Here is a 20,934-nt window from a genome sequence, read left to right on the forward strand (position 1 = left end):
CTATTCCCCCTCGAAGACGTTCCGGAGGTCGCTGAACAGTTCCACGTCACACGGTTCAAGGCTGGTCTGCTGAGCCACTTTGACGATCATCTGGGCGAGCGCCCACACGGAGCTGCGGTACTTGGCGTGACGGCCCGCCTGCTTCAGTCCGTAGAGACCGGACTGCAGGTAGTCCTTACCCAGATCGGGGTGGGCGTACTGCACCTCGGCCGCCACCGGCGGCAGGGTCAGGTGCTGCTCCCCCACCCAGAGGACGGGGATGATGGCGTTGCCCGTGTACGGCCTGGTGCGCAGGCGCTGACGCCGTGCGAAGGCGTCCCATTCCTTGCCGCACCATTCTCTTCTGAAGTACCGGCTGTTGTAGATCGGTACGAAGACCCGGCAGGTGGCCAGCGCCTGCTTGAGTCTGATCTCCCAGAAGTCGCCGGGTTCCATCCTCTTGTCGAGGAAGCCGGGCGCTTCCTGACCGTCGTGGTCCGTCAACTGCATGATGGCGCTGCATAACTGGGCGTGGAACTGCTCCAGCGCCATATCCGACGCGTCCTTCGTGGGCCGGGCCCCCGCCAGCGGCGTCCGCGCGTAACTCATGAAGAACACATACGGATCGGAGGAGACCGTCGCTCGGGTCACCTGAGAAGCCGGATGAATCATGGACTCGCCTTTCCCCTCCCCCGTCGCCCACCTCGGGCCTCCCAGCCCCGAGCATCACAGCTGAATCTCCTCCAGGATCCATTGGAACGCGAAAACCGCCGCCGGTGCCAGGGGTCGTCCGGAGCAAGTTGTACCGGACACCGGTGCGGAGAACGGGAGTTGGCCCACCATTAGACCGCGACCGGACCTGTTTCGGCCACTCCGCCCAGGGTTTCCGCCTCGTCCCGGAGCCCTCGGACGAAGCGATGGCCCATGGCGGTCAGGGAGCCGGTTCCGGCCACGGTGTCCAGGGCGTCCAGCACCGCCCTACGCCAGGTGTCGGCCTCGACGAGGGAGCGTTCGTACAGGGCGGTACCGACACCCGCCGCTCCGCGCCGGACCCTGATCCGCCAGACGTCCGCGACGGCCAGGTGGGCGTACGCGCCCTGCACGATGGCGTCGAGCGGACGGGGATCGGGACGCCACAGCACCCGGTAGCGGCGTTCGTCGAGGCCGTCGAGCAGGTCGAACATGTCGAGCATCGCACCCAGTTTGACGTGCTGGTACTCATGGATGAGCAGCATGGCCAAGTCCTCGGCCGTGCGGGGCAGCGCGATGCCGACCGCGCCGAAGGCGTGCCGGGAGGTGGCGCTGACGTCGGCACCCGAGAGTGCGGGCGCGAGCGGCGTCACCGTGGTCAGTCCGGCGGCGATGCCCTGGGCGTAGTCGGGGTACTCGGTCCGGATCAGTTGCCAGGCCTCGCCGAACATCGCCTCCCACCGGCGGAATTCGGCCTCGGTCAGTCGAGGCAGCGGTTCGTATCCGTAGCAGTCGCGGGAGGGGTCCAGGTCGTCGAGGGCCACTTCCAGCCCGTCGGCCGACAGATGCCGCATCGGCTGCCAGACCATGCCGTCGGCCGGCCGCTCCCGGCCGAGGGTTCGTCCTTCGACGGTGATCGACGCGTCGGCCGCCGTCACGGTGACGGTGCCGGACCGTCGATCACGGCCGCCGTCGGGCAGCGACAGCCGCCCCAGGCCGGGCAGGTGGATCGCCGGGCCCTCGGGTCCGTGCCGCGGCGGCACGGACAGGGTCAACCGCCCGCCGGTGCGTACGACGGCGGAGAGCGCGGCCTCGGCGGGGTGCCCCTCGGCCCGCCGGACCGACTGACCGCAGGCGAGGGCCCACACCCGCAGATAGGGGTCGGCCAGCACCGTGTCCAGCGCGACCGGGGGCAGGGCGAGGATCGCGTCCCAGCCCGGACCAGAGTCCGCCGAGCCGGCGGGGCCCGGGGTGTCCGCGCGGCGGGCGGCCGCCAGCAGCGCCCTTCGCTGGCTGTTCTGTGCCGCCGCCAGGGAGCGGACGGCCGCCGTCCCGCCGTGTCCGGCCGCCAGTTCGTCGAAATGGGTCCAGGACAGTCCGTGCCAGCCGTGCCGGACGCCGGCGTCGTCGCGTTCGGTGGTCTGGACGTATCCGATGACCTTCAGCAGGTCGGCGCAGTAGACGGACGGATTGTCGAAGCCGTTGGACGCACGGTGGCGGTGACCGTAGAGTCCGCCGCCGCAGACCGATACGACGGGGCAGGCGCGGCACTGCGCGCTCAGCCCGTCGAGTCCGGCGCGGCGGGCCTGGATGCCCCGGTGCTCGGCGGCCTGCTCCAGGCGGTGGGTGGTGATGTGCATGCCGGTCCCGGGGGCTCCCGGATAAGCGGTCTTCAGCCAGTCCGCCTGTTCGATGGCGCCGTCGGTCTCCACCACCAGCAGGTCCGAACTGCCCAGCCCCAGTGCCTCGGTGAGGCTGCCACGGCCACGCGTCAGCCGGCTGATGGACTCGAACATCCGGATCCGCACCGGCATGCCGTCCGCGGTCCACTCCTTGTGCACGGCGATCAACCAGTCGGCGTAGTCGGCGCCGGTCTGTGAGCCGGGGCGGGGCGGCGGGTGCTCCCAGGTGGCATGCGGCAGCAGGAAGTCGATGGCGGGAGGGCGCAGTTCGGTCAGCGCCCGGTACACCTCCACCGGGTCGTTCTCGACGTCGATGGTGCACAGCAGCCCGCCGAACGCGCTGCGGTGGGCCGGTGCGCCGAGACGGCGCACCGCCCGCACCACGTCCCGGTGGGAACCCGAGCCGTCCCGCCTGACCCGGTGGCGGTCGTTGGACGCCTCGTCGCCGTCGAGCGAGATGCTGGTGACGATCGACTCCTCGACGAGCATCGCGCAGAACGCGTCGTTCAGCCGCAGGCCGTTGGTCTGCATACGCAGGTCGAGTTCGGCCACCCCGTGCAGGGCGGAGCGCAGTTCGCGGGCGAAGCCGCGCAGCCGTTCCCGTCCGGCGAGCAGGGGCTCACCGCCGTGCAGCACGCAGTGGACACGGGTGAGCCGGTGCTCGGCGGCATGCTCGGCGATCCGGGCCGCCGTACGACGGAACGTTTCATCGGACATCGTCACCGGACGCCCGCGCCAGCTCTGGTCGGCGTGCTGGTAGACGTAGCAGTGGTCGCAGGCCAGATCGCAGCGACTGTGCACCTTGATCACGAACTGGCGGAAGGGCCGCGCCGCCGCGGTCACCGGTCCGGTCCCTCGTCGTTCCGGTCGGACCGGTCAGAGGGAGGACTGGAAGGCGGCCACCGGCTCTCCGCCACCTGCGAGCATCCTTGCCATGGCCGACTCCTGAGCGGACTCCGGTACCTCGTCCAGCGAGGTGTCGTGCAAGTCCCTGACGACGCTCGTGGCGAAGGGCTGCTCGTACCTGTCCATAGGCATCTCCTCGAGCGTACGGCTCCGGGCGGCACACCTCATGGTGACGGCCCGGTAACCGAACAGCAAGGCGATCGCCAGCCAAGTCCATGAATCAAACAGACAGCGTCATACGCCTTGACCGTGAGGTTCCTCCCCCTGGAGCGGCCGCCCGCGGGGAGCGGCCGCCGCTCAGGCAGCCCCGTCCTTCGACGGGACCACGGGTGCGGTGAGGTCGTCCTCCTCGGGGAGTTCCTCCACGTCGACCCCGCGTACTTGGGCGAGTTCGTGTTTGAGGGCGGCGAGTTCGGTGCCGCCGGCCATGTGGTTGGTGAGTTCCTCGAGGCTGACCTGGTCGCGGGCGGCGGAGAGTTCGAGGGTGCCCAGGCGCAGGACGCTGAAGTGGTCGCCGACCATGTAGGCGTGGTGGGGGTTGTGGGTGATGAAGATGACGCCCAGGCCGCGGTCGCGGGCGGCGGCGATGTACTTGAGGACGACGCCGGACTGTTTGACGCCGAGGGCGGCGGTGGGTTCGTCGAGGATGAGGACGCGGGCGCCGAAGTAAACGGCGCGGGCGATGGCCACGCACTGGCGCTGGCCGCCGGAGAGGGTGCCGATGGGCTGGTCGAGGTCGTCCAGGACGATGCCCATGTTGCGCAGTTCGGCATCCGCGGTCTGTTTCATCCTCGGGATGTCCAGGCGCCGGACGGGCCAGGGGCCCTTGGTGAACTCGGAGCCGAGGAAGAAGTTGCGCCAGACCGGCATCAGGGGCACGGTCGCCAGGTCCTGGTAGACGGTGGCGATCCCGGCGTCCAGGGCCTCGCGGGGGGTGGTGAACCGCACGGGTTCGCCGTCGACGAGGACGTCGCCCTCGGTGTGCTGGTGCAGGCCGGAGATGATTTTGATGAGGGTGGACTTGCCGGCGCCGTTGTCACCCAGGACACAGGTGACGCGGCCGGGGTGGACGGCGAGGTTCACCCCGTGCAGGGCACGGACGTTGCCGTAGGCCTTGCCGGTGTTTCTCAGCTCCACCACGGGCGCCTGGTCGGTGGACGCGGTTTCGGGGGTGCTGGTTTCGTTGCTGATGGTCATGGGTGGTTTACCTCCGGGTGGCCTGGGCGCGGACCCACAGGTTGACGAGGGCGGCGATCAGGAGCATCACGCCGAGGAAGGCCTTGAACCAGTCGGGGTTCCAGTTGGCGTAGACGATGCCCTGGTTGACCATGCCGAAGATGAAGGCGCCGATGACCGGGCCGATCGCCGAGCCGTAGCCGCCGGTCAGCAGGCAGCCGCCGATCACCGCGGCGATGATGTAGAGGAACTCGTTGCCCACGCCCTCGTTGGACTGCACCGTGTTGAAGGAGAACAGCAGGTGCATGCCCACGAACCAGGCCCCGGCACCCACGCCCATGAACAGGGCGACCTTGGTGAAGTTCACCGGCACACCCACCGCGCGGGCGGAGTCCTTGTTGCCGCCGACGGCGAAGATCCAGTTGCCGAACTTGGTGCGCAGCAGCAGCCAGGTGGCCAGGGCGGCGAAGACGAGCCAGTAGAAGATCGTGATCTTGAAGTCGACGCTGCCGATGGTGACCTCGGAGGCGAAGATGCTCTTGGCCTGGTCGAAGCCGTCCATGTCGGCGATCGAGTCGGACGCCACGTTGCCGGTGAAGATCTTCGTCACCGCCAGGTTGGAACCCTGGAGGATCAGGAACGAGCCCAGGGTGACCAGGAAGCTCGGCAGCCCGGTCCTGATCAGCAGCCAGCCGTTGAACGCGCCCACCGCCAGGGAGACGACCAGGGCGACGATCACACCCGTCCACACGTTCACCGTCAGCTGGAAGCTGAGGATCGCCGCCGTCAGCGCCGAGGTGGTGACGGCGACACCGGCGGACAGGTCGAACTCGCCGCCGATCATCAGCAGCGCCACCGGCAGCGCCATGATGCCCATGACCGAGGCCTGGTAGAGCACGGTCGCCAGGGAACTCGCCTCCCGGAAGGAGGGAGCGACGGCGAAGAAGAAGACGTACACACCGATCGCGGCGATGAGCGCGCCGACCTCGGGGCGGGCCAACAGCCGTCGGCCCAGGGAACGTTCCACGGTACGGCCGTCCTTCTGGGCGGCCGGCGGAGCCGGCGGCGAGGAACTCGCCGCCGGTGCCGTTGCTTGGGTCATGACCGGATCACCGGGTGCCCTTCGCGGCGAACGAGGCGATCGCGTCGACGTTGTCCTTGTCCACGAACGCCGGACCCGTCAGCACGGGCGCCTCACCACCGCCGCTGTAGTTGCCGTTGTTCTTGTAGAGCCACAGCGAGTCCACGGCCAAGTAGCCCTGCAGATAGGGCTGCTGGTCCACGGCGAACTCGATGTCCCCCGCCTTGATGGCGTCCGTCAGCTCCTTGTTCAGGTCGAACGTGGCGACCTTCGCCTTGCTGCTCGCGTCGTCCACGGACTGCACGGCGGTCAGGGCGATCGGGGCACCGAGGGTGACGACCTCGTCGATGGAGGTGTCCTGCTTGAGCTTGGCGGTGATGGTGGACTTCACCGACGGCATGTCCGTGCCGTTGACGTAGAGGTTCTCGGTCTGGCCCTTGAAGGTCTTCTTCACACCGGCGCAGCGCGCCTCCAGGGAGACGTTGCCCTGCTCGTGGATGACACAGACCGCGTGCTTGGCACCGGTGTCGTTGAGCTTCTTGCCGAAGGCCTCACCGGAGACGGTCTCGTCCTGGCCGAAGAAGGAAAGCAGGCCCTGCTCCTGCCACACGTCCATACCGGAGTTGAGGCCCACGACGGGGATGCCGGCCTTCTCCGCCTTGGCGATGACGTCCTTCATCGCGTCCGGCTTGGCCAGGGTGACGGCGATGCCGTCGACCTTCTGGTCGATCGCGTTCTGGACGAGGTTGGCCTGGTTGGCCGCGTTCGGGTCGTTGGAGTAGACGAGCTTGACGTTGTCCTTGTCGGCGGCCGTCTGCGCGCCCTTTCGGACGATGTCCCAGAAGGTGTCACCCTGGCCGGCGTGGGTCACCATCGCGACGGTCATCCTGGGGGTGTCGGCCTTGCCCGCGGAGCCGTCCGCCCCGCCCTCCTCGGCTTCCTTGCCGCCGGAGCTGCTGGAGCAACCGGCTATCAGCAGCGCGGAGGCCGCCGCCATGGCGAAGAAGGGGGCCACTCTGCGCGAGCGGGGGTGAAGCGTGCGGTCCATCTTTCCTGCACCTCACTGTGCGACAGGGGGAAAGGGAACGGGACAGCGTCGGGCGGAGTGCCCGCGCAGGCCCGGACCTCGAAAGTCCGGATCATTGTGCCGGTATGCCGACTGCGCTGTTTCGTTGGGACGGGATACAAACCCCTGGCGGACCCCGCTGTCAAGACTTTGTCAAGACATCATTTCAGGATCAGGTCAGGATGTCCGTACAAAACCTTGACAGGGGGTCGTTCCGGGTCCTACACCTGGGATACATCCGGGGCCCGAGCGCTCGCACCCCTTCGCGCGCAGGGGCCTCCGGTGGCCGCACACCCGTCTGAGGAGCGACACGCATGCCCGAGTCCGCCGGACCCTCCGTCCTGCTTGCCGTGGGCCGTGTCGAAATCGATCTCCATCCGTTGCACACCCGCGTCCCTCGCGCACGTGTCGAGCCCTTGAAGTCGTTCGGGGCCACGCCCCTCGTCCCCGCCGGGTGCGTTCCCGGGTGCCGGTGAGTGGGCGTTCTCGCCCACGAAAACCCGCAACACTCCTGCAAGATCCCCACAAGAACCCCTTCGCCCCTGTGAGGTTCCGATGTCCCAGCCCACCCGCCGTCTGACCGTCGCTCAGGCGCTGGTGCGGTTCCTGGCCGCGCAGTACACCGAGCGCGACGGCGTACGCCGTCGGCTGATCGCCGGGACCTGGGGCATCTTCGGCCACGGCAACGTGGCGGGGCTGGGCCAGGCCCTGCTGGAGGCCGGTGAGGGGACGATGCCGTTCCACCAGGGCCGCAACGAGCAGTCCATGGTGCACGCCGCCGTCGGCTACACCCGTCAACTGAACCGCCTCTCCGCGCAGGCGGTCACCACGTCCATCGGCCCCGGCGCCACCAACCTGGTCACCGGCGCCGCCCTGGCCACCATCAACCGGCTGCCCGTTCTCCTCCTGCCCGGCGACTACTTCGCCACCCGCTCCGCCGACCCGCTGCTCCAGCAGTTGGAACACCCGACCGAGGCCGATGTGTCGGTCAACGACACCCTGCGCCCGGTCTCCCGCCACTTCGACCGGATCACCCGTCCGGAGGCCCTGATCCCGGCCGCCCTGAACGCCATGCGGGTCCTCGCCGACCCCGTCGACACCGGCGCCGTCACCCTCGCCCTGCCGCAGGACGTCCAGGCGGAGGCGTACGACTGGCCGGAGGAGTTCTTCGCCGAGCGCGTCTGGGGCGTACGCCGTCCCGCGCCCGACCCGGTCGAGCTGGCGGAGGCCGTACGGGCCGTCCGCGCGGCGCGGCGTCCGCTCCTCGTCGCCGGCGGCGGTGTCCACCACAGCGAGGCCGAGGAGGCCCTGAAGGCCCTGGTCGAGGCCACGGGCATCCCGGTCGCCTCCACCCAGGCCGGCAAGGGTTCCCTGCGCTACGACCACCCGGCCGACCTCGGCGGCATCGGTCACACCGGCACGGCGGTCTGCGACGACATCGCCCGCACCGCCGACCTGGTCATCGGAGTCGGCACCCGCTACACCGACTTCACCACCGCCTCCCACACCCTCTTCCAGGCCCCGGACGTCCGTTTCGTCAACCTGAACATCGCCGCCTTCGACGCCCACAAGCTGGCGGCCCGGACGGTCGTCTGCGACGCGCGGGCCGGTCTCGCGGCACTCGCCGAGGCGCTGGACGGCCACCGGGTGAGCGAGGCGTACGAGGCCGAGTACCGGGCCGGGAAGGAGCGCTGGGAGCAGGTCGTCGAGGCCGCCTGCACCCCGGCCGACGAGAACGCCGTGCCCACCCAGAGCCAGGTGCTCGGCGCCCTCGACTCCGTCGTCGGGGACGAGGACGTGGTCATCAACGCGGCCGGCTCGCTCCCCGGCGACCTGCACAAGCTGTGGCGGGCCCGCAGCCCCCGCCAGTACCACCTCGAGTACGGCTACTCCTGCATGGGCTACGAGATCCCCGCCGGGATCGGGGTCCAGCAGGCGGCGCCCGGCACGGCCGTCTGGTCGCTGGTCGGCGACGGCACGTATCTGATGATGCCGACGGAGATCGTGACGGCCGTCCAGGAGGGCCTGCCCGTCAACCTGGTCCTCATCCAGAACCACGGCTACGCCTCCATCGGCGGCCTCTCCGAGTCGGTCGGCGGCGAGCGCTTCGGCACCGCCTACCGCTACCGCGCCGCCGACGGCACCTTCTCCGGCGCACCGCTCCCGGTGGACCTGGCGGCCAACGCGGCCAGCCTGGGCATGGACGTCATCCGCGCCAAGACCGTACGGGAACTGCGTGACGCCCTGACGGCGGCCCGCGCCTCGGACCGGCCGACCTGTGTGTACGTCGAGACCGACCCGACGCCCACCGCCCCCCCGGCCGAGGCATGGTGGGACGTCCCGGTCGCGGAGACCGCCTCCCGCCCGGCGGCCGTCGAGGCGCGCGTGACCTACGACCGCGAGGTGGCCGGCCGGCGCCGTCACCTCTGACCGGGCCGCCGTCACTTCTGTTCCGGCCACGCACACGTCATGTAAGGACAATGCGATGACAGGGGTTCCTGTCATCCGGACGGACGGATACCCTCATGGGCGTGACCAGCGCGACTGCGGGGAGTACAGAGAGCCTCGACCTCAGTGTCGACCGGAGCAGCCCGGTGCCGCTGTACTACCAGCTCGCCCGGCAACTGGAGTCGGCGATCGAGCACGGTGCGCTCGGCCCCGGCAGCCTCCTGGGCAACGAGATCGAGCTCGCGGGCCGTCTGGGCCTGTCCCGGCCGACCGTACGGCAGGCCATCCAGTCGCTCGTCGACAAAGGCCTGCTCGTACGGCGCCGGGGCGTCGGCACGCAGGTGGTGCACAGCCAGGTCAAGCGGCCGCTGGAGCTGAGCAGTCTCTACGACGACCTGGAGGCTGCCGGTCAGCAGCCGACGACCAGGGTGCTGCTGACCGAGATCCGGCGGGCCTGCGCCGAGGTCGCGGCCGCGCTGGGCATCGCCGAGGGCGCCGAGGTGCACCTCTTCGAGCGGCTGCGCCTCACCCACGGCCAGCCGGTGGCCTTCCTGTCCAACTACGTCCCGGCCGGGCTGCTGGACCTCGACACCGAGCGCCTGGAGTCCACGGGCCTCTACCGGATGATGCGCAACGCCGGCATCACCCTGCACAGCGCCCACCAGAGCGTCGGCGCCCGTATCGCCACCCCCGAGGAGGCCGAGCGCCTCGGCGAACCGGAGGGCGCCGCACTCCTCACCATGCGGCGCACGGCGTACGACGACACCGGCCGCGCGGTCGAGTACGGCACCCACATCTACCGGGCCTCGCGCTACTCCTTCGACTTCCAGCTGCTCGTCCGCAACTGACGTCTCCCCAGGGGGAGTCGACGGGCCGGAACGGTCCAGGGGCTCAGAGCTCCACCCACGCTCCGGACGCGGCCGAGCGGCTCATGGCGTCGAGTGCGGTGGCGCTGTGCACGGCGTCGTCCAGGGTGGTGCCGTGCGGGGTGCCCTCGGCGACGGAGCGCAGGAAGTGGTACGCCTCGATCACCTTGAGGTCGTCGTAGCCCATGGCGTTGGCGGAGCCCGGCTGGAAGGCGGCGTACGCGCCGTGGCCGGGGCCGACGTGGAGGGTGTGGACGGCCTGGTCCTGGTAGGCGTCACCCTTGCTGACGCCCAGTTCACCCATGCGGCGGAAATCCCAGAAGAGCGCGCCCTTGGTGCCGTGGATCTCGAAGCCGTAGTTGTTCTGTTCGCCGACGGAGACCCGGCAGGCCTCCAGGACGCCCCGGGCGCCGGAGGCGAAGCGGAGCAGGCAGTTGACGTAGTCCTCGTTCTCGACGGGGCCCAGCTCGCCGCCCGAGGCGCGGGTGTGGCCGGCGGTGGCGCCGGTGGGCCGGGCCCGCTCGGGGACGAAGACCGCGCTGTCGGCGGTGAGGGAGGCGATGTCGCCGAGCAGGAAACGGGCGAGGTCCACGCCGTGCGAGGCGAGGTCGCCGAGGACTCCGCTGCCGCCGCGCTCCCGCTCGTACCGCCAGGTCAGGGCGGACTCGGGATGGGCGGCGTAGTCGCTGAAGAGGCGGATACGGACATGGGTGACGGTGCCGATCTCCCCGTCGGCGATCAGCTCGCGGGCGGCGTCGACGGCCGGCGCGTTGCGGTAGTTGAAGCCGACGGCGCCCTGGACGCCGGCCTGGGCGACCGCGTCGGCGACGGCGCGGGCGTCGGCGGCGTCGAGCCCGACCGGCTTCTCGATCCAGATGTGCTTGCCCGCCTCGGCCATGGCGACACCGATCTCCCGGTGCAGGAAGTTCGGCGCGGTGATGCTCACCGCCTGGATCCGTGGGTCGGCCAGCACCTCGCGCCAGTCCCGGGCCGTCGTGGCGAACCCGAACCGCTCGGCTGCCTCCTCGGCGCGTCCCGGCACCTCCTCGACGACGGTGATCAGCTCGGGGCGCAGGGGCAGCTCCGGGAAGTGGTGCGGCACCCGGGCGTACGCCTGGGTGTGCACCCGTCCCATCCAGCCGAACCCCACGACGGCGACACCGAGCGCACTCACCATGACTGCCCTTCCCCGGACCTTCCTCGGACCCTCACTGGAATCACCGACCCGCTTTTGGACCGTTCCAGAGCGTACGCCGCTCACTCTGCGAGGTGGTCTTCGCCGGTGTCAAGCCCTTTGACAACCGCGCCACGGCTGTGGAACGGTCCACACCATGAGACCCCCGACGATCCGCGATGTCGCCGAGCGGGCCGGTGTGTCGAAGTCGCTGGTCTCCCTGGTGCTGCGCGGCTCCGCCCAGGTACGCGCCGAGAAGCGGGAGGCCGTGCTCTCGGCCGTGGACGAGCTGGGCTACCGGCCGAACGCCGCCGCGCGCAGCCTGAGCGAGCGTCGTACGCGCACCGTCGGCGTCCTGCTGAACGACATGCGCAACCCTTGGTTCGTCGAGCTGCTGGACGGCCTCAACTCCCGGCTCCACGACAACGGTCTGCGCATGCTGCTGGCCGACGGCCATCTCAACCGGCGCCTCGGTGAGGACCTGACCCGCACCTTCACCGAGCTGCGGGTCGACGGCCTGATCGCGGTCGGCACACTGCCGCCGTCCGAGGCGCTGCGCACGGCTGCCGGTCTCGTCCCGACCGTGGTCGCGGGCGCCCGCGAGCCCACCCTCCCCCACGTGGACGTCGTCGCGGGCGACGACCAGCACGGCGCCCGCCTCGCCACCGAACACCTCATCGGCCTCGGGCACCGGCGTATCGCGCACATCGCGGGAGAAGGCGTGGTCGGCGCGCTGCGCCGCCTCGGCTTCGAGACGGTCATGCACGAGCACGGGCTCAGCGACACGGCGACCGTCGAACGCGGCGACCTCACGGAGGAGGGCGGCTACCGCGCCACGGTCCGGCTGCTCAGCCTTCCCGAACGTCCCACCGCCGTCGTGGCGTTCAACGACATGGCCTGTGTGGGCGCCCTGTCCGCCGCCGAGGAACTCGGGCTGAAGGTGCCACGCGACCTCTCCCTCGTCGGCTACGACAACACCTACGTCTCCCGGCTGCGCCACCTCTGGCTGACCACCGTGGACAACGCCAGCCACGACGTCGGCCGCGGTGCCGCCCAGTGCCTGCTCGACCGCATCGCCGACCCGACCCGCCCCGCCGAGGTCGTCCTGACGACGCCGACGCTCGAGGTCCGGGGCACGACGGGCCCGCCCGCGGACGACTGAGCCGCCGGTCACGGGCCCACGGGCCCACGGGCATCAACTCCTGCGAAGGGGCCGTCAGTTGGACGGCGGCAGGCAGTGGTCGTCCGGTGCGACGGTCTGCGTGGCCTGGGGGCGGTTCGGGCCGTACTCCTTCTAGGCTCTCCAGGAGGGCCGCGCCCCGGCGGCGAGCAGAGCGGCCGACGTCTCGGCGTAGGGGCCGGTGGCCGCCCAGTCGAGTGGGGAGCGGCCCGTGCCGTGGTCCTCGCGGAGGTTGGGGTCGGCGCCGTGCGCGAGGAGTGCGCGCACCGCTTCGGTGTGCCCCCAGCAGGCGGCGGCGCAGAGCGGTGTGCCCTGCGTGCCGTGTCCGCTCTCGGTGTCGGGGGAGGCCCCGGCGGCCAGGAGCACGCGGACCGTGTCGGCGGCACCGTGGACGGACGCCGCGTACAGCGGCGTCGTCCCCTCGGGGTCGGTCGTCTCCGCAGGGGTTCCCGCTCGCAGCAGCGCCTCGACACCGGCGGTGTCACCGATCATCGCGGCCCAGACCAGCCGCTTGGACAGCTTCTTCCGCCGCCGCCTGTTCACCGTTCCGCTTCCCCTCCCGTGGGCATCCTGGCCGCCACCCCATCACATCCCCTCTTGAGGAGCGACCTCTTTTCCCCGTACGTCGACGGCGGTGAGCGCCAGAGCCAGCAGCCCCGGTACGAGGAACGCGAGCGGCAGCAGCATCCAGGCGCTCGTCGCGGCCGCCGCCACGGCGAGGACGACCAGAGCGCTGCCGCCCGGATCGCGCACCGCGTCCCGAGCCGCCCCCCGCACCGCGACGGGCCAGTCGGTGACCGACTCGGGGCGGGCGCAGGCGCGCAGGGCGACCACGGCGGCGCCGGTGCCGATGGCGGCGGCGAGGAGGGCGAAGGCGGGGCCGCCGGGGAGTCCGGCGCGGGCGAGCGCCAGATCGGCGAGGACGAGGGTCATGCCCGCGAGGGCCACGAGGCCGGCGGTCAGGTCGCCGGGCCGCAGGCGTCGCCGCAGCGCCGTGAAGAAGCGGCCGGCCGTGGCCGGACGGTCCTCCCGTACGCCGCGCAGGACCGCGCAGGCCGTGGAGAGCGCGGCGGGCAGGGTCACCAGCGGGAGACTCACGACTGCCACGGCGACCCCCACGCCGAGCACGTCCGCGAAGAGCGTCATCCGGGGGCCGAAGATCTCGCCCGCTTCCTTGTTCGTGCGCATCGCGCTCACTTCCCTACCCCTTGATTCCGGAGTTGGCCATTCCCTCCACCAGGAAGCGCTGGAAGGCCAGGAAGAACAGCACGATCGGGAGGAGGGCGAGCACCGACATGGCGAACATCGGACCGAAGGCCGAGGTGCTCGACGCGTCGACGAAGGACCTGAGTGCCAGGGTCAGGGTGAACTTCTCGGGTGAGAAGAGATAGATGAGCTGGGTGAAGAAGTCGTTCCAGGTCCAGATGAAGGTGAAGATGGCGGTGGTGATCAGCGCGGGCCGGGTGAGCGGGAGGATCACCAGGAAGAAGCTCCGGAACGGTCCACATCCGTCGATCCGTGCCGCCTCCTCCAGTTCCCTGGGCAGCCCCCGCATGAACTGCACGATGAGGAAGACGAAGAACGCCTCTGTGGCGAGGAACTTCGGCAGGATCAGCGGCCAGTAGGTGTTCACCATGCCGAGCTGGTTGAAGATGATGTACTGCGGGATCAGAACGGCGTGGTGCGGAAGCATGATCGTCGCGATCATGAAGGCGAAGAGCGGTCCACGGAAGCGGAACCGCAGGCGGGCGAATGCGTACGCCGCCAAGGAGCAGGACAGGACGTTCCCGACGACCGCGCCGCCGGCGATCAGCAGGGAGTTGCCGAGGAGCCGGCCGACCGACACGTCGTTGACGCCGTCGAGCGCCGTCTCGTAGTTGGACCATTCCAAACGGCTGGGCAGCAGGTCGAGGCTGGCGATGACCTCGTTCGCGGGCTTGACGGAGGTCGCGAGGAGCCAGGCCAGCGGGTACAGCATCACGAGGAGCGCGGCCAGGCAGCCGAGGTGCAGGGCCACCCGTCGCCAGGCAACCGGCTTGCGGACCACGGGAGTCGAGGGCGTGGTGGTGGTCATCGGTCCCCCTCGGAGGCGTAGAAGACCCAGGAGCGGGAGGTGCGGAAGAGGATCGCGGTGACCGCGCCGATGGCGAGCAGCAGGACCCAGGCCATGGCGGAGGCGTAGCCCATGTGGGAGGCGACGAAGCCCCGGTCGTAGAGGTAGAGGGTGTAGAAGAGGGTGGAGTCGGCCGGGCCGCCCTTGCCCGCGCTGACCGCGAAGGCCGGTGTGAAGACCTGGAAGGCCTGGATGGTCTGGAGCACCAGGTTGAAGAAGATCACGGGCGACAGCATCGGCACCGTGATCGACAGGAACCGGCGCCACGCACTCGCACCGTCCACCTCCGCCGCCTCGTACAACTCCCCCGGTATCTGCTGGAGTCCGGCGAGGAAGATGACCATCGGGGCGCCGAACTGCCACACCGTGAGCAGCGCCACCGCGAGCAGCGCCCAGCCGGGCCGGTTGACCCATCCGCCGGTGCCGAGGAGGTGGTCGACGGTGCCGCCGTCGTTGAAGATCGCCCGCCAGACCAGGGCGATGGACATGGATGCGCCGAGCAGGGAGGGGGCGTAGAAGGCGGAGCGGTAGAAGGCCCGGCCGCGCTTCATGTTCTTCAGGGCCAGGGCCACCAGCAGGGCGAGGCCGAGTTGGAGCGGTACGGCGATGACGACGTATGTCAGGGTCGTCACCACCGAACGCCAGTAGCGAGGGTCCTCGGTGAACATCTGGGTGTAGTTGCGCAGGCCCACCCAGCTGGGGGCGTTGAACAGGTCGTAGTCGGTGAAGGAGAGGTACAGCGAGACGGCCATCGGGAGCAGCGTGAGGACACAGGCCCCGAGCACCCAGGGGGACAGGAACACCCAGGCCGCGCCTTCGCGTCGATGTCGCCGGGCGGGCCGTTCGGGCGGGGCGACCTTCTTCCCCCGTACGGTCGTCGGCACCTGCGTGGTGGTCATGACCTCAGCTCCGCCTTCGCCTCGGTGATGTAGTTCTCGGCGGCCTCTCGGGGGGACATCCGCTCGTAGGAGACCTGGTCGTAGTCGCGCTGGAAGGTGGTCTGCAGGGCGCTGTCGCCCGAGGGGGGTGCCTGGGGCGGCGGGTCGAGCTTTCCTTCGACGGTGGCCTGGTAGTCGTAGATGGTCCTGTCGAAGTCCTTGAGGTCGGCCGCGATGTCCTCGCGGATCGACTCGTTGACGGGGATGCCCCGGGTCGCGCCGAGGATCTTCGCCGCCTCCCTGTCGTTGAGCATGAAGTCGACGAGCCGAGCGGACTCCTCGGGGTGTTCCGAGTCGGCGGCCACGCCCATGAACATGGAGGGTTTGAAGTACTGGCCGGGTGTGCCGTCCTCGCCCGCCGGCATCGCAGCGAGGGAGATCCCGGTGGGGACCAGGGCGAGGTAACCGCTCGCGGGGGCGTCCCAGTTGAGGTCCGAGGCGGCCTCGCCCCGGCCGAGCGGGGTGTTCTCTACGGTGCCGTCGAGCTGGGTCGTCTGCTCGGCGGGCGAGACGGCGCCCTCGCGGCGCAGCCCGTCGGTGAAGGTCCACCAACGGGTCAGGTCGTCCGCGTCGAAACCGAGTCGCCTGTCCTGCGTGTACAGGGCCTTGCCCTGACCGCGCAACCAGATCTCGAAGGCGTCCTCGCTCTGGCCGGGGTCGGTGCCGCCGGGCGCTCCCGTCTTGGCCGCCACCTCGCGCATCGCGTCGGCCCACTCGCTCCACGTCCAGCCCACGCGCGGCGGTTCGAGGCCGGCGGCCTTCCACTTCTCGGTGTCGTAGACCATGGTCTCGGTTCCGCGCCCCTGCGGCACGGCGTACTGCCTGTCGTCCACCTTGCCGGTGGCGAGGAGCCCCGGTTCGAACTCGGCGGTGTCCAGGGCCGACCGCTGCTTCGCGAGGTCGAGGAGCACACCGCCGGACGCGTACTGGTCGATCATCCGGTAGTCGAGTTGCATGACGTCGGGCGCGTCGCCGCCGGCGGCCTGGGTGGCGAGCTTCTGCTTGTAGGCCTCGTAGCCGGCGAAGGAGGTCTGTACGTCGATTCCCGGGTTCTTCTTCTCGAAGAGCTCGACGGCCGTCTGTGTCCGGGCCGCCCGGTCCGGGTTGCCCCACCAGGTGTACCGCAGGACCACCTTGCCGCCGACCTCGCCCGACCCGTCCGGTCCCGAGCAGCCGGTGAGCACCGCGCAGAGCGCCAGCGCGGTGGCCGCCGCGAAGGGTTTCCAGGACTTCCTCGTCCTGCTTCGGGGCATGAGTGGGTCACCTCTTCCACTAGAAAGCGCTTCCACCCCCCGTACGACCCTAGGGAAGGTCCGGATGACACGACAAGACCCCCGCACCGCATCCGCCGACAGCCTCCCCATGGCGACCACCGGTGTCGCGAAGACCGGTCACGCGGCACCGGGGGTACGGGCAGCGGCCCGTCGCGGAGGTCGCACAAGCCATGGCAGCCGGCAACGCGTCCGCCACGGTTGCCGGCCGGGGCCGCGCCATGGCCGCCGGCCCGGACCGGGGCACGGCCGGCGGCGGCCGACCCGATCCCGGCGCCGGCGCCGGCCATGAGCGCGCCATGGACCGCGCCCACCCAGCCGGGACCGACATCAGCCACCGGCCCACCACGGACGTCGGTCACCAGCACACCACGGACGTCGGTCACCAGCACACTTCCGGGTCATCGGACGAGTTCGAGGCTCTCCGGGGAGCATCCCGTCGGTGACACCGGGGGGGCCGGCGCCCCGGGCGCCGGTCCCGTCCGTGCTTGTCCACTTACGATCACCGCGTGGTTCTCTTCCTTCTGGAACGCTTCCCCGGGCTTTCCACCGAGGTCGCCTGGCAGCGCCTCACCGACTGGCCCCGGCACGCCGACGTCGCCCCCCTGACCCGCGTCACCGTGCGCACTCCCCCGCCGACGGGCGTGGGCACGGTGTTCGTCCCCCGCAGTGGCATCGGTCCGCTCGCCTTCGACGACCCGATGGAGGTCGTGGTGTGGCGGCCGCCGGAGGGCGAAGGTTCGGGCAGGTGCCGCCTGGTCAAGCGTGGTTCGTTCGTGACCGGGTGGGCCGAGATCGAGGTCCATCCCCACGGCGACGGCGCGTCCCGTGTGGTGTGGCGGGAGGATCTGCGGGTGCGGTGGCTGCCGGGGCTCTTCGACCGTCTCCTGGATCGGTCGGCACGGCGGATGTTCGGGCGGGCGGTGGACGGGCTGCTCGCGCCCGGCGATCGAGGTCCGAACTGAGCTGCGCTGCGCCGGCTGCTGTCAAGCGGTCCGGATCCGGTCGCGGTCGGCATGGGTGAGGTCGTCGTCTCGGCCGAGGCCTCGTTCGAGTCTGGAGATGGTGGTGGGCCGGACGCCGCAGTGCTGGGCGATGGCTGTGAGGGACGTTCTTGGCTTACCGCAGGGGTCTCAGGTCGGCGATGCCGGGGACGGGGACGGGGACGGTGGTGAGGCAGCCCGACACAGAGCTGCGGCCCAGGGACCTGAGTATCCGCAGCGATGTCAGACCCTCCGGCTACCGTCGCGCTCATGACCACACACCACCTGCACACCACCCGGGAGTCCTACGACACTGTCGCCGCTGACTACGAGAAGCTGCTGAGAGACGAGTTGGCGAACAGCCCGTTCGAGCGGGCCATGCTGGGCGTCTTCGCCGAGCGGGTGCTGGGCGCCGGGGGCGGGCGCGTCGCCGATCTCGGGTGCGGTCCGGGGCGGGTCACCGGCCATCTGGCCTCGTTGGGGCTCGACATTTGTGGCATCGACCTCTCACCGGAGATGGTCGCCGTGGCCCGCTGGGCCCACCCCCGACTCCGGTTCGACGTGGGCACGATGACCGCGCTGGACTTCGCGGACGGCTCCCTGGCCGGCGCGCTCGCCTGGTACTCCACGGTTCACACGCCGCCCGCCGAACTCCCGGCGGCATTCGGTGAGTTCCATCGGGTCCTCGCCCCCGGTGGCCTCCTCGCACTGGCCTACAAGGTGGGCGACGAGTCCGTACACCTGTCGCATGCGTACGGCCACGACCTGGATCTCGACGTGTACCGCTTCCCGCCGGACCTGATCACCGAGTTGCTGCGTGACGCCGGGTTCGTCGAGGCGGCGCGGCTGGTACGGGAGGCGGACGGACCCACGGCGAGCACACCGCAGGCGTACGTGCTGGCGCGCAAGCCGACGTGACGCGCCGCGAGTTCGCAGAGCGGGGCCCGGTCAGGACGTGCCTGGGTCCCCGTTCCGGGCGGCGACCAGGCCGTCGCGTCGGTCGCGGTCTCCGTCGCCCGTGGTGCTGAGGAGGGTGTCGCAGATCTCGCGGAGCTTGTCCGTGGCCTGCTTCGAGAACAGTCCGCAGAGCCCGGCTATGCCGGAGAAGCCGTACGGGTTGGTCGCGCCCGCGCCGGAGCTGCCGGCGAACAGGCCGCCGCGCAACAGGAAGTAGACGAGGAGGGCGAGGGCGACGCCGATACCGGCGCGCAGGAGGTACCACCACAGCCAGCTCGCGTAGAGCCGTCGGTTGCCGACGTACGTCGCGAACGAGGTGGCCGCGTGGACGAAGCTGCCGAGCGCACTGCACACGACCACGGCGAGCAGCATCGCGGTGTCGGCGGTCAGCGACCAGTCGCCGAGACCGAAGGGCGACCAACGCGCGGTGGCCGTGGGCTCCGCGCCGGGCTCGACGGTCGCGAGCACCGCCGGCCAGAGCGTCACGAGTGCGCCGCAGACGAACACGACGTCGGCCAGGAGGAAGAGGCCGAGAAGAGTGGTCGCCGCCGTCGACAACCGCCGTTCGTCACGGTTGCCACCGTCACCGTCACTGGCACCGGCACCGGCACCGGCACCGGCATGGGTCGCGGCATCGGTCTCGGTCTCGCCTTCCGCAACCGCACCGGCTGCAGGTCCGGGTCCGGCCTCACCTTTGGGTTCAGGTCCGGGTCCGGCTCCGGGTCCGGCTCCGGGTCCGGCGCCAGTGCCGGCTCCGCGTTGGGGTCCAGGTCCGGCTCCGACTGCGGCTCCGGCTCCGGCTTCAGGTCCGGGCTGGGGCCCGGGTGGGGGTCCGGCCTCACCTTCAGGTTCGGGTCGGGGTCCCACATCGGCTCCGGCACGGGGTCCAGGGACGGCCTCGGCTCCGGCTCCCGCTCCGCTCGAACCGTCGCCCCCAGCCGCGTCCGCATGCGAGCCCGGGGCGGAGTCCGTGTCCGGATCCTGGTCTCGGGCCGTGGGCGCATCTGCATCGCGCGCCGTGCCGGGGGCTCCCCCGGCACCGTCCCCGGCATCCCCGGTGGAGCCCTCACCCGCACCCGCACCACTGCCTGGCGCCCCGGCCACGCCCCGGTCCTCCGGGCGCTCTTCCCCGCTCACCGTGGTCAACTTCCCGCCCCCGTAGTGCTGTCACCGTTTGGGAAACGGTCGCCTCTGCCGCCCCGGCGGTCAAGTGACCGACAAGGGCTCGGGCTCGGGGTCGGAGTCAGATGCGGTTCAAGAGACCCGCAGAGTCGGCAGCTCCGTGATGCCGGGCGGGCCGTCGTGGTGGAGGGGGGTGTGCGCGCCGGTCAGGGACACCCCGCTGCCGCCGCGCCGTTCGGCGACGATCTCGGCGGCGATGGAGAGGGCCGTCTCCTCCGGCGTACGGGCACCGAGGTCGAGGCCGATGGGCGAGCGGAGACGGGCCAGCTCCAGTTCCGTGACGCCGACCTTGCGGAGGCGGTCGTTGCGGTCGAGGTGGGTGCGACGGGACCCCATGGCACCGACGTACGCGACGGGCAGCCGCAGCGCGAGTCGGAGGAGCGGGACGTCGAACCTGGCGTCGTGGGTGAGGACGCACAGGACGGTCCTGGCGTCGACGTCCGTGCGCTCCAGGTACCGGTGGGGCCACTCGACGACGATCTCGTCCGCCTCCGGGAAGCGGGTGCGGGTGGTGAAGACGGGGCGGGCGTCGCAGACGGTGACGTGATATCCGAGGAACTTGCCGACACGGACGAGCGCCGAGGCGAAGTCGATCGCGCCGAAGACGATCATCCGGGGCGGCGGAACGGACGACTCGACCAGGACGGTGAGCGGCGCTCCACAGCGTGAGCCCAGCTCTCCGATCTCCAGGGTGCCGGTGCGTCCGGCGTCGAGCAGGGCGCGGGCCTCGGCTGCGACCGTGCGGTCCAGTTCGTGGTGGGCGCCGAAGCCGCCCTCGTACGAGCCGTCCGGGCGGACCAACAGGGCGCGGCCCCGCAGTCGCGCCGGGCCGGAGACGATACGCGCCATAGCGGCGGCCTCCCCGCTCGCGGCGGCCGAGAGCGCGGCGGCGACCACCGGGCGGACGGGGTCGCCGACCCGTACCGGTGTCACCAGGATGTCGATGACTCCGCCGCAGGTCAGGCCGACGGCGAAGGCGTCATCGTCGCTGTAGCCGAAGCGTTCGAGGACCGGTTCGCCGTCCGCCAGCGCCTGGCGGCACAGGTCGTAGACGGCGCCCTCCACGCAGCCACCGGAGACCGAGCCGATCGCCGTGCCGTCGGCGTCCACCGCGAGGGCGGCGCCGGGCTGACGCGGGGCGCTGCCGCCGACGGCCACCACGGTGGCCACGGCGAAGTCGCGTCCTTGTCCGGCCCACCGGTGCAGCTCTTCGGCGATGTCCAGCATCTTCGGTCTCCTTGA

At 70.7% G+C, this 20,934-nt stretch carries 20 protein-coding genes; 6 read left to right on the forward strand and 14 right to left on the reverse strand.

All coding sequences use genetic code 11. The features are described 5' to 3' along the window. The 6 genes from ACFY9I_RS27475 to ACFY9I_RS27500 all read right to left on the reverse strand — a co-directional run bounded on the left by ACFY9I_RS27475 (window position 1) and on the right by ACFY9I_RS27500 (window position 6,562). Window positions 1-630 carry a TIR-like protein FxsC gene (locus tag ACFY9I_RS27475; protein ID WP_391006194.1) on the reverse strand — a complete coding sequence of 210 codons (630 nt, stop codon included), beginning with the start codon at window positions 628-630 and terminating at the stop codon, window positions 1-3. Window positions 631-821: 191 nt separating this feature from the next. Beyond that, window positions 822-3,194, reverse strand: coding sequence for an FxsB family cyclophane-forming radical SAM/SPASM peptide maturase (locus ACFY9I_RS27480; protein ID WP_391006197.1), 2,373 nt, complete (start codon window positions 3,192-3,194; stop codon window positions 822-824). A gap of 33 nt (window positions 3,195-3,227) precedes the next feature. Further along, a complete protein-coding gene (gene fxsA, locus ACFY9I_RS27485; RefSeq protein WP_391006200.1) occupies window positions 3,228-3,389 on the reverse strand; it encodes an FxSxx-COOH cyclophane-containing RiPP peptide in 162 nt (53 codons plus the stop codon). A gap of 165 nt (window positions 3,390-3,554) precedes the next feature. Next, window positions 3,555-4,454 carry an ATP-binding cassette domain-containing protein gene (locus ACFY9I_RS27490; RefSeq protein WP_391006203.1) on the reverse strand — a complete coding sequence of 300 codons (900 nt, stop codon included), beginning with the start codon at window positions 4,452-4,454 and terminating at the stop codon, window positions 3,555-3,557. Between the two features lie 7 nt (window positions 4,455-4,461). Next, the gene (locus tag ACFY9I_RS27495) at window positions 4,462-5,535 is read right to left on the reverse strand and encodes an ABC transporter permease (RefSeq protein ID WP_391006206.1); all 1,074 of its coding nucleotides are present in this window, start codon (window positions 5,533-5,535) and stop codon (window positions 4,462-4,464) included. A 7-nt stretch (window positions 5,536-5,542) separates the two neighbouring features. Further along, window positions 5,543-6,562 (reverse strand): substrate-binding domain-containing protein, encoded by a 1,020-nt coding sequence (locus ACFY9I_RS27500; RefSeq protein WP_391006209.1) that lies wholly within the window; start codon window positions 6,560-6,562, stop codon window positions 5,543-5,545. Window positions 6,563-7,135: 573 nt separating this feature from the next. Here ACFY9I_RS27500 and iolD point away from each other — a divergent pair. Together iolD and ACFY9I_RS27510 are read left to right on the forward strand one after the other, a co-directional pair. Continuing rightward, window positions 7,136-9,010, forward strand: a complete 1,875-nt coding sequence (gene iolD, locus ACFY9I_RS27505; RefSeq protein ID WP_391006211.1) for a 3D-(3,5/4)-trihydroxycyclohexane-1,2-dione acylhydrolase (decyclizing) — start codon at window positions 7,136-7,138, stop codon at window positions 9,008-9,010. Between the two features lie 95 nt (window positions 9,011-9,105). Then, a complete protein-coding gene (locus tag ACFY9I_RS27510) occupies window positions 9,106-9,876 on the forward strand; it encodes a UTRA domain-containing protein (protein WP_391006214.1) in 771 nt (256 codons plus the stop codon). A 43-nt stretch (window positions 9,877-9,919) separates the two neighbouring features. Here the strand turns inward: ACFY9I_RS27510 and ACFY9I_RS27515 are convergent, their stop codons facing one another. Beyond that, window positions 9,920-11,071, reverse strand: a complete 1,152-nt coding sequence (locus ACFY9I_RS27515; RefSeq protein WP_391006217.1) for a Gfo/Idh/MocA family oxidoreductase — start codon at window positions 11,069-11,071, stop codon at window positions 9,920-9,922. A gap of 154 nt (window positions 11,072-11,225) precedes the next feature. On the opposite strand from ACFY9I_RS27515, the gene ACFY9I_RS27520 reads away from it, so the two are divergent. Next, a complete protein-coding gene (locus ACFY9I_RS27520; RefSeq protein WP_391006220.1) occupies window positions 11,226-12,230 on the forward strand; it encodes a substrate-binding domain-containing protein in 1,005 nt (334 codons plus the stop codon). Window positions 12,231-12,362: 132 nt separating this feature from the next. Here ACFY9I_RS27520 and ACFY9I_RS27525 read toward each other — a convergent pair whose 3' ends face one another. Genes ACFY9I_RS27525 through ACFY9I_RS27545 form a run of 5 tightly spaced genes read right to left on the reverse strand, consistent with a single transcriptional unit; the run spans window position 12,363 to window position 16,552 of the window. Further along, window positions 12,363-12,791 carry an ankyrin repeat domain-containing protein gene (locus ACFY9I_RS27525; RefSeq protein ID WP_391006223.1) on the reverse strand — a complete coding sequence of 143 codons (429 nt, stop codon included), beginning with the start codon at window positions 12,789-12,791 and terminating at the stop codon, window positions 12,363-12,365. A gap of 42 nt (window positions 12,792-12,833) precedes the next feature. Beyond that, the gene (locus ACFY9I_RS27530; protein ID WP_391006226.1) at window positions 12,834-13,436 is read right to left on the reverse strand and encodes a hypothetical protein; all 603 of its coding nucleotides are present in this window, start codon (window positions 13,434-13,436) and stop codon (window positions 12,834-12,836) included. 13 nt (window positions 13,437-13,449) lie between these two features. Beyond that, window positions 13,450-14,322, reverse strand: a complete 873-nt coding sequence (locus ACFY9I_RS27535; protein WP_391006229.1) for an ABC transporter permease subunit — start codon at window positions 14,320-14,322, stop codon at window positions 13,450-13,452. Continuing rightward, on the reverse strand, window positions 14,319-15,260 hold the full coding sequence (locus tag ACFY9I_RS27540; RefSeq protein WP_391006232.1) for an ABC transporter permease subunit: 942 nt from the start codon (window positions 15,258-15,260) through the stop codon (window positions 14,319-14,321). Before ACFY9I_RS27540 ends, ACFY9I_RS27535 begins: the two co-directional genes overlap by 4 nt. Beyond that, complete coding sequence (locus ACFY9I_RS27545; protein WP_391006235.1) at window positions 15,257-16,552, reverse strand: extracellular solute-binding protein; 1,296 nt, start codon at window positions 16,550-16,552, stop codon at window positions 15,257-15,259. The genes ACFY9I_RS27540 and ACFY9I_RS27545 overlap by 4 nt, the downstream gene beginning before the upstream one ends. A gap of 191 nt (window positions 16,553-16,743) precedes the next feature. Between ACFY9I_RS27545 and ACFY9I_RS27550 the strand changes: the two genes are divergently transcribed. The 3 genes from ACFY9I_RS27550 to ACFY9I_RS27560 all read left to right on the forward strand — a co-directional run bounded on the left by ACFY9I_RS27550 (window position 16,744) and on the right by ACFY9I_RS27560 (window position 18,471). Further along, the gene (locus ACFY9I_RS27550; protein WP_391006238.1) at window positions 16,744-17,016 is read left to right on the forward strand and encodes a hypothetical protein; all 273 of its coding nucleotides are present in this window, start codon (window positions 16,744-16,746) and stop codon (window positions 17,014-17,016) included. A 63-nt stretch (window positions 17,017-17,079) separates the two neighbouring features. Continuing rightward, complete coding sequence (locus ACFY9I_RS27555) at window positions 17,080-17,535, forward strand: SRPBCC family protein (RefSeq protein ID WP_391006241.1); 456 nt, start codon at window positions 17,080-17,082, stop codon at window positions 17,533-17,535. A gap of 288 nt (window positions 17,536-17,823) precedes the next feature. After that, window positions 17,824-18,471, forward strand: a complete 648-nt coding sequence (locus ACFY9I_RS27560; protein ID WP_391006244.1) for a methyltransferase domain-containing protein — start codon at window positions 17,824-17,826, stop codon at window positions 18,469-18,471. Window positions 18,472-18,501: 30 nt separating this feature from the next. On the opposite strand, the gene ACFY9I_RS27565 is transcribed toward ACFY9I_RS27560, so the two are convergent. Beyond that, window positions 18,502-19,068, reverse strand: coding sequence for a hypothetical protein (locus ACFY9I_RS27565; RefSeq protein ID WP_391006247.1), 567 nt, complete (start codon window positions 19,066-19,068; stop codon window positions 18,502-18,504). A gap of 696 nt (window positions 19,069-19,764) precedes the next feature. Then, window positions 19,765-20,919, reverse strand: coding sequence for an XdhC family protein (locus ACFY9I_RS27570; protein ID WP_391006250.1), 1,155 nt, complete (start codon window positions 20,917-20,919; stop codon window positions 19,765-19,767). Between the last annotated feature and the right edge of the window lie 15 nt (window positions 20,920-20,934).

The organism is Streptomyces sp. NPDC012510, assembly GCF_042955065.1.
Classification (GTDB): Bacteria; Actinomycetota; Actinomycetes; order Streptomycetales; family Streptomycetaceae; genus Streptomyces.

Bases quoted from the DNA above. Each gene is read 5' to 3' on its own strand.
- fxsA (WP_391006200.1), bottom strand. From the start codon at position 3,389: ATGCCTATGGACAGGTACGAGCAGCCCTTCGCCACGAGCGTCGTCAGG.
- ACFY9I_RS27490 (WP_391006203.1), bottom strand. From the start codon at position 4,454: ATGACCATCAGCAACGAAACCAGCACCCCCGAAACCGCGTCCACCGAC.
- ACFY9I_RS27495 (WP_391006206.1), bottom strand. From the start codon at position 5,535: ATGACCCAAGCAACGGCACCGGCGGCGAGTTCCTCGCCGCCGGCTCCG.
- ACFY9I_RS27500 (WP_391006209.1), bottom strand. From the start codon at position 6,562: ATGGACCGCACGCTTCACCCCCGCTCGCGCAGAGTGGCCCCCTTCTTC.
- iolD (WP_391006211.1), top strand. From the start codon at position 7,136: ATGTCCCAGCCCACCCGCCGTCTGACCGTCGCTCAGGCGCTGGTGCGG.
- ACFY9I_RS27510 (WP_391006214.1), top strand. From the start codon at position 9,106: ATGGGCGTGACCAGCGCGACTGCGGGGAGTACAGAGAGCCTCGACCTC.
- ACFY9I_RS27515 (WP_391006217.1), bottom strand. From the start codon at position 11,071: ATGGTGAGTGCGCTCGGTGTCGCCGTCGTGGGGTTCGGCTGGATGGGA.
- ACFY9I_RS27520 (WP_391006220.1), top strand. From the start codon at position 11,226: ATGAGACCCCCGACGATCCGCGATGTCGCCGAGCGGGCCGGTGTGTCG.
- ACFY9I_RS27530 (WP_391006226.1), bottom strand. From the start codon at position 13,436: ATGCGCACGAACAAGGAAGCGGGCGAGATCTTCGGCCCCCGGATGACG.
- ACFY9I_RS27535 (WP_391006229.1), bottom strand. From the start codon at position 14,322: ATGACCACCACCACGCCCTCGACTCCCGTGGTCCGCAAGCCGGTTGCC.
- ACFY9I_RS27540 (WP_391006232.1), bottom strand. From the start codon at position 15,260: ATGACCACCACGCAGGTGCCGACGACCGTACGGGGGAAGAAGGTCGCC.
- ACFY9I_RS27545 (WP_391006235.1), bottom strand. From the start codon at position 16,552: ATGCCCCGAAGCAGGACGAGGAAGTCCTGGAAACCCTTCGCGGCGGCC.
- ACFY9I_RS27550 (WP_391006238.1), top strand. From the start codon at position 16,744: ATGGCAGCCGGCAACGCGTCCGCCACGGTTGCCGGCCGGGGCCGCGCC.
- ACFY9I_RS27560 (WP_391006244.1), top strand. From the start codon at position 17,824: ATGACCACACACCACCTGCACACCACCCGGGAGTCCTACGACACTGTC.
- ACFY9I_RS27570 (WP_391006250.1), bottom strand. From the start codon at position 20,919: ATGCTGGACATCGCCGAAGAGCTGCACCGGTGGGCCGGACAAGGACGC.